The sequence below is a fragment of the Spirochaetota bacterium genome (assembly GCA_025061835.1).
Taxonomy (GTDB): Bacteria; Spirochaetota; Brevinematia; order DTOW01; family DTOW01; genus SKYB106.
On the sequence record JANXAC010000004.1, the window covers coordinates 80739 to 94810 of the forward strand.

Annotated in this window: 11 protein-coding genes and 2 tRNA genes; 7 read left to right on the forward strand and 6 right to left on the reverse strand. The window is 35.9% G+C overall.

Going from position 1 to position 14072, the window contains the following annotated elements; genetic code table 11:
• Positions 1-344: 344 nt before the first annotated feature.
• Positions 345-2957, reverse strand: coding sequence for a GH116 family glycosyl hydrolase (locus NZ579_02780; GenBank protein ID MCS7298875.1), 2613 nt, complete (start codon positions 2955-2957; stop codon positions 345-347).
• A 157-nt stretch (positions 2958-3114) separates the two neighbouring features.
• Here NZ579_02780 and lysS point away from each other — a divergent pair, with 157 nt between their 5' ends.
• The 4 genes from lysS (at position 3115) to secG (ending at position 5552) form a co-directional block, all read left to right on the forward strand.
• Positions 3115-4848 carry a lysine--tRNA ligase gene (lysS, locus tag NZ579_02785; protein ID MCS7298876.1) on the forward strand — a complete coding sequence of 578 codons (1734 nt, stop codon included), beginning with the start codon at positions 3115-3117 and terminating at the stop codon, positions 4846-4848.
• A 187-nt stretch (positions 4849-5035) separates the two neighbouring features.
• Positions 5036-5107 (forward strand) — tRNA-Gln (locus NZ579_02790).
• 2 nt (positions 5108-5109) lie between these two features.
• Positions 5110-5182 (forward strand) — tRNA-Arg (locus NZ579_02795).
• A gap of 13 nt (positions 5183-5195) precedes the next feature.
• Positions 5196-5552, forward strand: coding sequence for a preprotein translocase subunit SecG (secG, locus tag NZ579_02800; protein ID MCS7298877.1), 357 nt, complete (start codon positions 5196-5198; stop codon positions 5550-5552).
• Here secG and NZ579_02805 read toward each other — a convergent pair.
• Together NZ579_02805 and NZ579_02810 are read right to left on the reverse strand one after the other, a co-directional pair.
• Positions 5539-7419: a hypothetical protein gene (locus NZ579_02805; GenBank protein MCS7298878.1), complete on the reverse strand. Its 1881-nt coding sequence runs from the start codon at positions 7417-7419 to the stop codon at positions 5539-5541. The genes secG and NZ579_02805 overlap by 14 nt on opposite strands.
• Positions 7382-8068 (reverse strand): septal ring lytic transglycosylase RlpA family protein, encoded by a 687-nt coding sequence (locus NZ579_02810; GenBank protein MCS7298879.1) that lies wholly within the window; start codon positions 8066-8068, stop codon positions 7382-7384. Before NZ579_02810 ends, NZ579_02805 begins: the two co-directional genes overlap by 38 nt.
• 337 nt (positions 8069-8405) lie before the next feature.
• On the opposite strand from NZ579_02810, the gene NZ579_02815 reads away from it, so the two are divergent.
• Entirely contained in the window at positions 8406-9782 is a 1377-nt protein-coding gene (locus NZ579_02815; GenBank protein MCS7298880.1) for a 2-isopropylmalate synthase, read from the forward strand.
• A gap of 31 nt (positions 9783-9813) precedes the next feature.
• The gene (locus NZ579_02820; protein ID MCS7298881.1) at positions 9814-10587 is read left to right on the forward strand and encodes a hypothetical protein; all 774 of its coding nucleotides are present in this window, start codon (positions 9814-9816) and stop codon (positions 10585-10587) included.
• Here NZ579_02820 and NZ579_02825 read toward each other — a convergent pair.
• From NZ579_02825 to NZ579_02835, 3 genes are read right to left on the reverse strand one after another with little or no spacing between them, the layout of a single operon-like run.
• Positions 10584-11429 (reverse strand): ATP-binding protein, encoded by an 846-nt coding sequence (locus NZ579_02825; GenBank protein MCS7298882.1) that lies wholly within the window; start codon positions 11427-11429, stop codon positions 10584-10586. The genes NZ579_02820 and NZ579_02825 overlap by 4 nt on opposite strands.
• The gene (locus NZ579_02830) at positions 11422-11976 is read right to left on the reverse strand and encodes a CDP-alcohol phosphatidyltransferase family protein (GenBank protein ID MCS7298883.1); all 555 of its coding nucleotides are present in this window, start codon (positions 11974-11976) and stop codon (positions 11422-11424) included. The genes NZ579_02825 and NZ579_02830 overlap by 8 nt, the downstream gene beginning before the upstream one ends.
• Positions 11973-12665: a hypothetical protein gene (locus tag NZ579_02835; protein ID MCS7298884.1), complete on the reverse strand. Its 693-nt coding sequence runs from the start codon at positions 12663-12665 to the stop codon at positions 11973-11975. The genes NZ579_02830 and NZ579_02835 overlap by 4 nt, the downstream gene beginning before the upstream one ends.
• A 233-nt stretch (positions 12666-12898) precedes the next feature.
• On the opposite strand from NZ579_02835, the gene flhB reads away from it, so the two are divergent.
• Positions 12899-14017, forward strand: a complete 1119-nt coding sequence (gene flhB / locus NZ579_02840; protein ID MCS7298885.1) for a flagellar biosynthesis protein FlhB — start codon at positions 12899-12901, stop codon at positions 14015-14017.
• The last annotated feature ends 55 nt before the right edge of the window (positions 14018-14072 follow it).

Sequence of the window (14072 nt, forward strand, 5' to 3'; positions counted from 1 at the left end):
TTATGAATATCCTAAACGATTTCAAATTTTTTGCTACTAGGGAGTCTTTGGAATTAGTCTTCTAACTACACTATTCTTTACTAGTGCTCTATTTAGATTGAAATTGTGTCAAGTTTTCAATCCTGAATAACTACTGTGCTTTTGATCTAGTTAGTGTGAAAATACGTTAAAGTCTTATTATCAGAGTTCGCTAGGCTAGAAGTCAGATGACTTAAAGTTTATGTTTTTTGGATTGCTTTCTTGGTAGTTTTTGCTAATCTAGGGATTGCTGGAGTGTAGGTTTTATGGTTAATCCTTTGAATGAGTTCTAGATTAGTCGTTTTTCAGTTTGGGAGTTAGGTTGCTTAATATACTTCTTTATTCAATATCTTATTCTTCAGATAGTCTTTTTCCTTTGATACTCTGTTGCTTTCAGGGATTTTTGGGACTACGAATTTTAGTTCTCCTATTATGTCTTTGTATCCTTTCAAAACCGAAGGTTTTGCGAGTTTATTGTTCAAAGTTATACTACTTTTCTTCCTATCAACTTTTATCTCTGCTTTACTATCCAGTGTGAATGAAACAACATACCTATTACCCTTGTCGTCTGTGTGAATGAAATCTATATCTGGTGTTCGTTTTGAGTTTTGAAGCGAGAGTTTGTAGATTTCAGTGTCATTGGTAACTTTGACTTCCATAACAAGGTATTCTTCATTACCAAACTTTAGTGAGGCTTTTAAATCCTTAAGTTCGTTTGGTAGGTTAGGGGATAGTATAATTTTGTTCTGACTTAACATTGGCCTAAAGCCAATGAATCCTTGATACCATGCTCTACTCAATTCGGCAACACTCCAAGCCTGTGAGTAAGTACCTGATAGTTTTATCCTGCCGTTTGGTTGTGGTATTGCGTCAATGAGTTCGCTCAAAGTTCCTACATATCCTTCATTTATAACTTGATTTAGAGTATTTGTAAAGAGAGAGTAAGCAAGTTCCTTGTATCCAAACTTGAGAAGAGATAGTATTGTAAATCCAGTATTCCAGACCCATACAGTGCCGTTATGGTAAGCAGAATCTTTGTGGTATAGTTCCCACTTCTCGTGCCAAGGGTGGAAGAGTTCATCGTTTTGCGAGAGTGATGCTATACCGTAGGGATAGAGTAGTTCATTAACAGCATTTTTAAGGATATATGCTTCTCTTTCCTCTCCTATAATACTACCACTAAAAGGAACAGTTATAGTCATAAGCATATTAGGTCTTACTTTAAAATCCTTAAACCCATCCCTCCTCACTCTATCGGCAATCCTCTTGTTTTGCTCATCAAAGAATATCTTTACAAAATTTTCTTTTGCTTTCTTTAGGATTTCCTCCCATCTTTTAGCAGAATCTTTGTCTTTCATATAGTTAGCCGTAAAAATACCGACTTCCAGAGATGTAATCCAAAGTGCTTGGATTTCAACTGCTCTATTTCCTCTCGGAGACCATGCTTCCTTTCCTTCAATCCTTGCGTCCATCCAGGTATCGGCGTCATCGTGTGTGAGTAGTCCGTCAGCGTCAATGAAGTTTTCAATCGCTCCATCAATTGCAGTTTTAATAACAGGGTATATCTCTTTTATGAACTCAAGGTCACCAGAGTAATTTATGTAATCCATAACCTCTCTTATAAACCAAGGTGTTCCGTCGGTAGTATTGTATTGAACAGAAGTCTCGCTAGATACAAGATTTGGCACTCTGCCGAAGGTTTTTGACTTTGAGAGTGTTTCTTTTATCTCATACTTTCCTTGACTTTCCTTGAGTGTTTTTGATTTTGATATAAGTTCTTCCTTTGATGAGAAGGATTTTGAGAAGAGAAAGGATGGAACTGAAACGAATAGTTTATTACCTGACTTCCTTACACCTACAGACTTGTTTATTGACCTTATGTCTTGAATAACTTGTTTGAGTAGTTCTTCATCTTCTGATGTGATCTCAATTGATAGTGTTCCTCTGTCTTGGAATTTTGCGAAGTTGAGAATAATTTCTTTTGCATCCTTGAAGTTTCCATTTACTAATGCGCATCCTGGAAGCGAGATGAAGGTGTCTCTTCCCCAGATGTTCTTAAACCAAGGTAACCCAGCCCAGATTCCCCTTCCAAACTCTTCAACTACAAACCCATCGCTTGAGTATAAGTTCCAGTACATAGGTTTATCAATGATTTCTTTTAGGTTTGTCTCAAACGTGCTACCTAGCACTCTTCCTGCAAGTTCTTTTTTATAGCCTTCTAGAAAACTTTTCAAGTTCTTTGAGATGCTTTCTGCTTCTTTAATTCCAACTTCCTCATTGGTTGAGAATACTACAACAAATGATATTTCTTTAACTTCACTCTTGCTTACAATCATTCCAGAGTTTCCAAAGTTTGGAGATATCCTTACCTCTTTGAGTTGGTTTGTTGGATCTTGGATAAACTCAACTTCTTTGTCTGAAGATATGACTGTGTAGGATGGGACAGTAGAAGATTTTATCTTTGTGTTTTCTATAACTATGGTTGTAGTGTTAATAGGTTTTATCTGGATATCCTTTCTAAACCAGTTTAGTATTGCTATGATACCAAGTTTTGAAGGTGTTTGTGTTTCCAGTTGGACTATGACATACTGTTTGTGTTGAATTATGAACATTCTTTCAGTTGTTTGATTGTATAGTGCTTCAAAGAATGAGGGGTAGAGTATTGTTTTTGGTGCTTCTCTTCTGTTGAGGGGTTTATCGTTTAGTATGGAGACGAAGTCTCTGAAGATGACAGTGTTTCTAACCTTATATCCTTCACCACTAGCATAAGAAAATGTTTTACCCTCATAATATCCATCAAGCCTGTCTTTAAATACAAAACTTCTAATATCACCTTTCTGTAATTCTACCTTTGATGTGTTGAAGAATTCATTCCCAAACAAATTATTACTTACGATTAGCATAGAAACGATAGTAAATGTTAGAACAAGTTTTTTCATAATTAAGCCCCCGACTACCGATAGTCTTTTAAGAAAAGGTTAAATGAGTTGTCAATGGTTTTTCTAGATAAAAGTATGGAATTATTTCTTTTCCTGCTTTAGAAGGTAGTTATTGTAATTATTTAAAATACATTCTTCTGTAAGTTGTGGAGGTTGTATGAGTGAAGATACAAAGAAGGTTAGAATAGACAAGGTCAGAGATCTTGAGAAGATGGGTATTAATCCTTATCCTTACAAGTTTGAATCAAAAAACACGATAAGGGCGATTAGAGAGAAATTTGAACTTGATACAAAGGATCTTCCTGTTAGCACTAAGGGTATCATAAAAAGGATATCAAACACTGATGATGGAATAATGATAAGACTTGAAGATGAAGAAAAGCAGATTGTTTGCTACATTTCAAACGAGCATAAGAGTGAATTTTCTACCAATAAAGTTGGTGATGAAATTTTGGTGAAAGGTTTTCTTAAGAGGATAAACGATAGTTTGAGTATAATCTATTCACCTGATGCTAATCCGTCAATGATGACAACGATAAGAGAGATAACAAACGCTTTTGACCTTGACCCAAAGTATGAGAAGGTTTCTATCGCAGGTAGGCTTATAACTATAAGAGACCAAGGAAAAGCAGTTTTTGGACATATCAGGGATATTCAGGGTAGGATACAGGTATATTTCAAGAAAGATATACTCGGTGATGAGAAGTTTAACTTGTTTAAGGATTTTGTTGATGTTGGGGATATTCTTGGAGTTGAAGGTAGGCTTTTTAGAACTAAGACAGGAGAATTGACTGTTGAAGTTGAGAAGTTTGAAATACTCTCAAAGTGTCTGAATGAAATGCCAGAAAAGTGGCATGGTTTGAGAGATCCGGAGGTAAGGTACAGACACAGATACCTTGACCTTATTGCAAATACAGAAGTTGGAGAGATATTTATGAAACGTAGCAAGATAATAAGTAAGATTAGAGACTTCTTCAACTCAAGAGGTTTTTACGAAGTTGAGACACCGATTCTACACCAGATTGCCAGTGGTGCTTCCGCAAAGCCTTTTACTACATATCACAATGCTCTAGACGAGAACCTATACTTGAGGATTGCTCCTGAACTCTTTTTGAAGAAACTCATAGTAGGTGGCTTTGATAGAGTATATGAGATTGGTAAAAATTTCAGAAACGAAGGTATTGATGTGCAGCATAATCCTGAATTTACGATGATGGAGTTTTATGTAGCGTATTGGGACTACTTTGACCTTATGAAATTTACCGAAGAACTCTTAAGTTTTATTGCTTACGAAGTGAACGGTAGTTATAAAGTTAAGTATGGGGAGAATGATATTGATTTCACCCCTCCCTATCGGAGAGTGAAGTATTTTGAATTTTTGAAGGAAGCAACGGGAAAGGATAAGGAATTCTTCTTAAACGAGGCTAGTGTTAGAAGCCTTGCTAGAGAACTTGGTATACACGAGGAGAAACTTTCACATCCGAAAGTGATAGATAAAGTATTTGAACATTTTTCAGGTGATAGGTTTATACAACCGACGTTTGTTATTGACTTTCCAAAGATACTCTCACCGCTTGCGAAGACACACAGGGATGATCCTGACCTTGTTGAAAGGTTTGAGCTTTTTGTTGGAGGATTTGAGATTGCTAATGCTTATACAGAGTTGAACGACCCTATTGACCAGAGGAACCGTTTTGAGGAGCAGTTGAAAAGAAGAGAACAAGGTGATGAAGAAGCATTGATGGTTGATGAGGATTTTATAACTGCACTTGAATATGGGCTTCCACCGACTGCCGGTGAAGGTATCGGAATAGATAGACTCGTTATGCTACTCACAAACTCGCACTCCATTAGAGAGGTTATACTCTTCCCAACATTGAGACAAAAGTGATCCTAACGAATAAATGCTTATTTTCATTTAATCGTTAGACAAGACTAGGTCTTTTACATTATGTTTCTTAAGTGAAAGGTTAGGTAAGAACCTTCATCCTAGTTGTGAATTTTAGGGTTTGTTGGGGGCTTGATGTCTTTTTGACAGGAGAGTATATTTATATATAAAATAATCTTTGCTATTGTTTTGCGAGGTCGTCTAATTGGCAGGACATGGGACTTTGGATCCCACAGTGGAGGTTCGAGTCCTCCCCTCGCAGATGGGCCTATAGCTCAGGTGGACAGAGCACCGGTTTCCTAAACCGGGTGGGCTGGTTCGAGTCCAGCTAGGCCCAAGGAGTTGATGAAATGGTTCTCATAACTATCCTTTCGGTTCTTTTTGTAATAAATTCAATACTTCTAATAATAGTTGTTCTTCTTCAAAGTAGAGGAGGAGCAGAGATTGGTATTTTCGGCGGCAGCAACCTTATGAACCCATTCGGGTCAAGGGCAGGAGATGTATTATCAAACATTACAAGGGTGCTTGGTATATCCTTTATGGTTTTAGCGTTCCTGATATCCTTTGCTATCTCAAAATCAACCATAAAGACACCTATTCAGAAGCCACAGTCTGTTGAGCAACTACCACAGCAACCTACAGGAACACCTCAACAACCTCTAGAGTCTCCTCAACAACTACCACAACAAACACCTACAACCCAATGAGCCTTCTGATACTTCCAGTGTTTTCGTAAAACACTGGGATGAAAATGTTTATCTGTTGATCAGCAATTGATATGCTACAATCCTTCCAAGAAGCGTATGTATACAGAGTGTAAGGTAATAGTTGGTCTCTTAATATACTTACACCTCTAAACTCAACTAGTCTTACTCTATCTTCTGTGCTTGGGGTTCTCTCAACTACGCAAAATATGCTACTTTCATTCCTTCTATCAACACACAGATCAACAAATCTTCCACTGAATGAATAATTGGTGATGTAAGAGAAGTTTGAAAAGATGATAATGTGAATTCTGTTGGTTTCGCCTACACCTAGGTAGGAGAAACCATTATTAAGACTGGTTATAACTAGTTTGCTAACGTCGTTAAAGTTAGTAGTAAAAGTTATTCTGTTGTTTGTAAACAGCATAACTGTGTTGTCTTTGGATACGGAATATAGTAGTCTGTCAATAGGGTATTTATCTACTCCAATCAAAGAACCACCTAGAAGGTTAGTTATAAAGTTGGTAGTCCTGTTTGATACATCAGTTATAACAAGATGACCACTTTGAGTTAGTCTCAAAACGAATACTTTATTCGTTATTGAACAAAACTCAAAGTCCCTTACTAATCCTAGGTTAGCAAGTTGGTAATAGTTTGTTATTTGGTAGTTGGTTCTTATTATTAGATTTTCATCGTCTCTGATATGACCTAGTATAATTTTGCTTCCATCATGGATTGTTCTTAACTTACCGCTTGGAGATGTAGTTATGGTTTGTTTTATTGTCTCTCTTTGAAAGTTATTTTCTTCTCTAGATATATGTGCTGTTGAGAAATTGTTTCTTATGAAGACTAGGTAGATACCGTTTGATACAACTTCGGAATTGACAAAATAGTAATAGTAGTTGTTTATGATATTTATGTCTTGCGAGTAGAAATTTGCTACAACGAATGGTATAACAACGATAGAAGAAGTATTACCAGCTTCGTCTTTGCTATAAAACACTATATTGTTAGTTCCATTGTTTATTAGAAAAGTGTCCAACACAAGGAAATTAGTCCCATTCGTAGTGGTAAATGTATTTGTGAGCCCGCCGTAAGCCAGGTAAGTTTGTGTAGCATTTGTATCAATCACTACCACGGGTATTGTGAATTGAGAGCCGTATGCGTAGGAGTTGCTACTTAAAAGAACGGTTATGTTTGGAGGTGTTAGGTCAAAAACGAATTGTAAAGTATTCGTTATCTCATCTACTACGACTGTTAGTGTGTTAGTTGTGAATTCGTCAAATCTAGTTGTCTCAAGTTCTAAAACGATGTTTCTAACAGAATTAGTGTTGAGATAAAGATGATTATTGGTGTATATTTTGAGAGATGAGTAGTTTGTTGAAGTTATTTGTATAGAGACTAGAAAATTAGTGTTTGTTGTGACTATACCTCTGTGAGACACTATAACTTGTAAAGAGTTTGATATGTAATATCTATAGGTTTTGTTTTCTGACTTATTTTTTAGGCTATCTTCAGCATAGACTATTATGTTGAGAGGTCCGTTAGTTAAGTCGTAAGTGTTCACTTCAAACCCCCAGTCTGATGAGTTTGAGAATATGAGGTTAGTTAATCCAAAACTTACATAAGTTATCGTGCTACTGTCATCTTCTGTTCTACCGATGAATGAGACTCTTCCGCTGATTACTGAGAGACTAATTGGTGAGATTATGTATGGGTTTGGAGGGTTGTTATCAAAATATATGCTTGAGTTAGTTTCTAGTTCTTTATAGTTTTCAATTCTGAAGTTACAACTATGAATTAGTAGTGTTAGAAGTAATATTAAGTATGTTTTATCTCTCAACGAATGTTGAGACGAAGTAGGTTTCATAGCCTTTTTGTTTCAAGGTATCCCGCACTTTCATAGCAGTATCTTTGTCTGAATAGTCTCCAACCCTTACTCTGTTGAAGATTATGTTTCCAACAACTTTTTCAGTTATGTAGGAATTATTGAAACCATCTTTTCTGAGTTTATCAAGCAAGTTCTGTGCTAGTGTTCTGTTGGTAAAAGCGCCAACCTGCACGGCGAACTCGTATGCTTTTTTAGTATCAAACGAGTAGTATTCACCTATCATTTTGTTGTATTCGTCTTCTGAAAATTTACCATCTCCAAGTTTAATAATCTTAACTCTGGCGAAGGTAATACCATCTCTTATCATATCCAGTTCTTGTGCTGATTTCTTTGAAATGTCAAGTATTCTACCTTCTACAAAAGGACCTCTGTCATTAACCATCACAACAACATACTTACCATTTTTAGTATTCATAATCTCAAGTATTGTCCCAAACGGTAGCGTTCTGCTAGCACAGGTGTATTTGTTTGGGTCAAAGATTGCACCACTTGCAGTTTTTCTACCTGCGAATTCTTCCCCGTAGTAGGAGATATTGCCATAGAAATATTCTTCCTGACCAAAACTGATCAGTGACAGCATGAGAAAAGAAATGAAACCTGAGATGAATATTGACCCATAGAATTTCATAAAGACAATAATAAATATCGGGTAGAATGAATTTCAACACCATTCAACGAATAAATCCAAACTCTAAAATTTGCAACTAGGATGAGTTTTCTTCTTTCTTTCGCAGTATCTATTAGGACTGATTAAATGCTCTTTCTTAATAAGCGCTTAAGTCTGGTGTGAAGTGAAACTTTTGGATTAGCAAATAATGTATAGAACCTAAGTAATTGAATAAGTAAAGAGCCTAGGGTTTTACCTACTCTCCTAGTGTAGATAGGAATTTATTGGTTCTAATTCCCTTGTAGTTGAAAAATTTTTTGTGTATCATAAAACATTGAGTACTATTAGGAGATTCTTTATGGACAAGAAAGTTAAATGGAGTCAGTTTTCAGGTTTGAGGTTGAGAAAAGAATATGAGACAGACTATACAAAACAAGAATACTATAAGGATATTTTCCCGTATAATGAACCTCCAATAATAGAGTTTGACAATCTCATTCCACCTCAACACATTCCCGATGAGATTTGGGTAACAGATACAACATTTAGAGATGGGCAACAGGCGCGAGACCCATATACTGTCAAGCAGACTGTTGATATATACAATCTTCTGGTTAGGTTAGATAATGGTAGTGGTATAATAAAGGAGACTGAGTTCTTCCTATACACACACAAGGATAAGGAAGCGGTTTCAAAGTGTATGGAACTTAATGCTAGTTATCCTAGGATTACGGGGTGGGTTAGGGCTAATGAAAAAGAGATACATATTCCTATAGGTATGGGTATAAAGAAGACTGGTATTCTTACATCAGTCTCTGATTATCATATATATAGAAAACTGAACCTTGACAGGAAGAAAGCGGAAGAGATGTATCTTTCTGTTGTTAGGAAGGCTGCTGAGATTGGGTATTCTGAAGTTAGATGCCATTTTGAGGATATAACTAGGGCGGACATATTTGGTTTTGTGATACCTTTCGCGCAGAAACTTATGAAGATAATGGATGATAGTGGTATGAAGATAACGATAAGGATTTGTGATACGATGGGGTATGGCGTTCCGTTTCCGACTGCTTCTTTGCCTAGAGGTATTCCTAAGTTGATCTACTACTTAAGAGAGGAAGCGGGAGTTCCTTCGGAGCTACTGGAGATGCATATGCATAACGATTTTGGGGTTGTTATTGCTAACTCGGTAGCAGGATGGCTTTATGGTGCTTCCTCAATAAACGCGTCACTTCTGGGGACTGGGGAGCGAACAGGCAATACTCCTCTTGAACAGACAATATTCTGGTATTACGCCATAAAAGGTAATGTTAAAAAAATGAATTTGAGAGTTATAACCGAGATAAAAGAATACTACGAAAAAGAGATAGGTGAGAAGATTGACGCTCAAAAGCCGTTCGTAGGTGAATACTTTAATGTGACGAGAGCAGGGATACACGCAGATGGTCTTATGAAAGATCCTGAGATCTACAATATATTTGACACTGAAAAAATTCTTGGTAGAAAACCTCAAGTAATAATAACCGACAAATCTGGTAGTGCCGGTGTTGCCTACTGGATCAATGCTTTCTTCAATCTGGAGAATAGTAATAGACTTTCAAAGGATCACAAAGGTGTAAAAGCCATCTATGAGGAGATAGTAAAGATGTATGAAGAAGGCAAGACAGGTTCTGTCAAGACCGAAGAGATGATCAGACTAGTCAAAAAATACCTTCCAGAACTTGTAAAGGAATAGATATGTTATCTTCTAACATACTTACCAGTTTATGCTTTCTGTTGTAGGTGTTAACGAAATATCCCTAGAAGTTATTAAAAGACTCAATGTATCTTACATAGTGGGGCCCTATGTTTATACTATATCGGATAAACATATAAACGAAGGAATAAGCTACTTAAATCTACCTTACATCATTCCGAAGCAAACAAATATAGTTATTGATCTAACGCTAAACAGGATTTCATCGCTTATGATAAGTGACTTCGCTATAAAGGAGAATAAAGCATTGGTTTCTTTGATACTATATCAGGATAGTGTCATCGTTAAAAATGTTCGAAAGAATAGCTGTGTTCGCTGTTTAAGTGAGAATACTAACTCAATTTCAAACTATCTCTTAATCAAGGATAGAATACCTAGTAATGATGTTGTTTCTGAACTTATTTCAAAGTCAATAGAGACAGGTAAAAGCTATTTGATAACTGGAGGTGATATTGAAGAGTTTGTTTTTGAAAAGGGCTGTGGATCCTGTAGGGATAGAGATTATGTGTTTCTAAGTGGTGAATATGGTGAAATGGTCAATGAGAACTGTAATGATAACTCTTCAATTGTCTTCCCAATAGATGATAGAGATATTGATATACGGTATCTATCGCAACTTTTTGTTAAAAACGGGATTAAGATACTTGAAGAAACAGATGACTATGTAAGTTTCGCATTTGAAGACAAGAATATGTTCCTTTTTAGGAATGGTAGGTTGATGATATCAAACGTTAAATCCAAGCAGGAAGCAGAATATATTTACAGAATATATGTGGGTAGTTAAGCAATGAAAGGTATGTACTGAGACTTTTCTCTGTTTATGAAAACACCAGTTGTCCTACCTTTGTCTTTTATCATAAACATATCAGAGAGAGTTTTTATCATCATTATACCTCTGCCAGTTGGTTTATCATGACTGAAAGATATATTAACCTGTGATAAGTTAAATCCTTCACCTTGGTCTGATACTATCACGTGAAGACCGTTGTTGCTAATCAAAGTTTCTACTTTTATGACTTTATTTCCAGAAAACTTGCTTCCGTGTTCAAGTGAGTTATCAAAAACTTCATAAAGAACTGTTTTTGTCCTCCAAAAATCTTCTTCGGAGAAATCGATCATTTTGTCAAGGATTCTGGAAATATATAACTCAACATTCTTAACATCAGATCTCAAGAAGGAAACTTCCTGGAAGTAGTAAAAGTCTCTTTTTGAAAGTACTGTGATGTTTCTAGGTCCCAAGATTTTGGTCAGTGAGCTTATAAGGTCCTGTGGTTTTATTGTATCGGAAATGAAAGATATGCGTTTTATTAATATTCTGGAAAGTTTTGTATCCTCAATCAGTATCAGTTTATCAAAGTTCGGGAATAGATCTAGAATTCCTAGGGATCTGCCGACATAAACCTTACCTTTTGAAACGAGAGCAAATGAGAATGGTTTTGACCTCAACAGGTCAAGGTGTATTGAATCGTCGTCCAGTTTTATGTCAAAAACTATGCTACCAGAGAAGACTAGAATGTTTTGAGAAGGGCGAAATGTTACTTTGAAGTCTGATGTTGTAGTGATCCAATACTTCATATTTTTCAAAACTTTTGATAAAGGTATTGAAAAAACATTTGTCTTATACATTTTCTACTCTACCTAGAGTTTTAAAGTATATGATTAGGTAATATATCCCTGATATAAACACACTTATTATGATGAATATTTCAATCTTCATTATTATTCTTGTGTCAATCATTCCTATAAGTGATATTAGAGATAGAGTATAAAACACGAATAGCATCAGAGTAACAATCTTGCCTACAACAGATGCTTGTCTAATTGTTTTTGTGTTTCTTATCATTTTTGTAGAGAATAATGATATTAGTAGGTCTCTTGTAATTACAACAATGGGAAAGAATATAGATACGACATCCTGCTGATAGAATGTTATTGCAAGAGCGGTTGATAGTATCTTATCACCGAGAGGGTCCAGTATCTTTCCCCAATCTGATACTTGGTTGAACATTCTTGCGATTATACCGTCAACGGCATCGGAAACATAGGCAATGATAAGTATTATCAGAGCATATAGGTAGTAGTTTTCACCTAACCATATCAGATACACTATTGGTATCGTTGAGTAAATTCTTAATATTGATATTATGTTTGGTATGGTGAAAAAATTGTTCATACAACGTTTTCTAGAATCTTATTAACATTGGTTTTACTACACGAGCATACATGCTTGCCATTCTTATACAGATCGGACTCATACGATAGACAGCAGAGTAGCTTTCCGCAAGGACCTATCGTTTTAGCGTTAATTTCAGATAAGTTTTGTTCTCGGACCATACTTGCTGTTATATGTTGCTTGAGATGGTAAAAACTTGAACAGCAACATTCTCTACCGCATATTCCTATCCCCCCCTTCAGTTTAAAACCTTCTCTTGAGGAGATTTGTCTCATCTCTATCCTAGTTTTATAAATACTTGCTAACTCTTTGACTGTTTCCCTAAAGTCAATTCTAGTGTCTGAAATGTAGTTTATAATCAGTTTTGTTCCGTCTAGCATAAAGTAGCATCCGATAAAATGGATATCAGGGTGATATTTTTTTAGGATACCTTTTATCTTTGGGTCTTCTAACTGGTCTTTCTTTCTGTTTGCGTTAAAAGTTTGGATGTCTTTTTCAGTCGCTTTTGATAGAACCTTCATCGTTTCGTTTGCTTTCAGTTCAACTCTGTTGGATAAGACTTTTCCCATATCATTACCATACTTTGTCTCTACTATTACATAATCTCCAAACTTAACATCAAGTTCGTTGCTTAAATAGAAAGGCATAACAGTGTTGTTAAAAAACAGTTTTACAAAAACATGGTTCATAATTATCTAAATTTAAGTATCAGAAACATATCGTTCCTGTTTCAAATTAAAAAGGAATATGGATAATGGCTTAAATATATTATCTTAAATGGATTTTGTAAGATCTATAATTAACGGAACTATTTATGTTTTGAATTTCTGGTGAGGAAAAATGTTTTTATCTACTGAGTTTGAGTATTTTATCTTGCGAAGTAGCTTGATGCTTTTAGATAATTCAAATTAAGGAGGGGAACTTGTTTAGGGATAATGGTCTGATCCTTTTGTCTATTGATCTTCAGATATTTGCTGAAGAGGATGAAGGCAGGACATTGGAACCTACTGAATATCGTTTGCGAAAAGCAAGGGAAGAAGGTAACATTCCTCAATCGCAGGACCTTGCGAGTGGTATAGTCTTGCTACTTATGTTCTGGGCTATATCGTTTATGGCAATGAATATATTTCGTGGAGTGTATGAGTTATTCAATGTAGCGATTGAAACCATTGGTTCAAAGGAAATCAGCGTAAGTAGTATAAATAATCTGATTTTCATATCGGGTAGGGTTGTTTTGGGTTTCTTGCTACCATTACTACTCCTAGCAGTTTTTGCGAGTATCCTAAGTCATGGGCTTCAAACGAGGTTTAGTTTCTCTTGGAAGAAGATTATGCCTGAATTTAGAAGAGTCTTTGATATACCTAGAAACTTCAAAAGGGTTTTCTTCTCAAGAGATGCTTTCTTTAACCTAATAAAAACGATTGTGAAGATGGTTGTTATTAGTGTCGCACTGTATTTTGTAATATCTTCAGAAATAGAGAATTTCAAGAGAATTATGTTTAATGAACCTATGCAGGGATTTTTTTATGTCGCCTCGTTTTCATTCAAAGTTGCTAATGTAGCAGTTGTAGCGTTGTTGATATTCAGTATATTTGACTATCTATATCAGAGATGGAGTTTTAGAAGATCCTTAAGGATGACACCTAGAGAGTTGAAGCAGGAGATAAAGGAATTTGAGGGAGACCCACAGATTAGAGCGAGAATAAGGGAGCTTGAGCAGCAGATTCTACAAAGAAGGTCGTTGAGAGAAGTTCCTACATCAGATGTTGTAATAACAAACCCGACTCACTACTCGGTAGCACTCAAATACGACGCTTCTTATATGAACGCACCTACAGTAGTAGCCAAAGGTATTGATGCTCTAGCATTACAGATAAGAAAGATAGCAGAGGAAAATGGGGTTGAGATTGTTGAAAATAGACCACTTGCTAGAGCACTCTACTATTCTGTTGATATAGGTGAGGAGATACCGCCAGAATATTATTCAATAGTTGCTAATATACTGTCGGTAGTCTATAAGAAGAAAGGAAAGGTCATCTGAAGCGTTTTTTAAGACTGGTTTGTTAGGATCAGGAAAGGATGTTAATTTTTAGGAC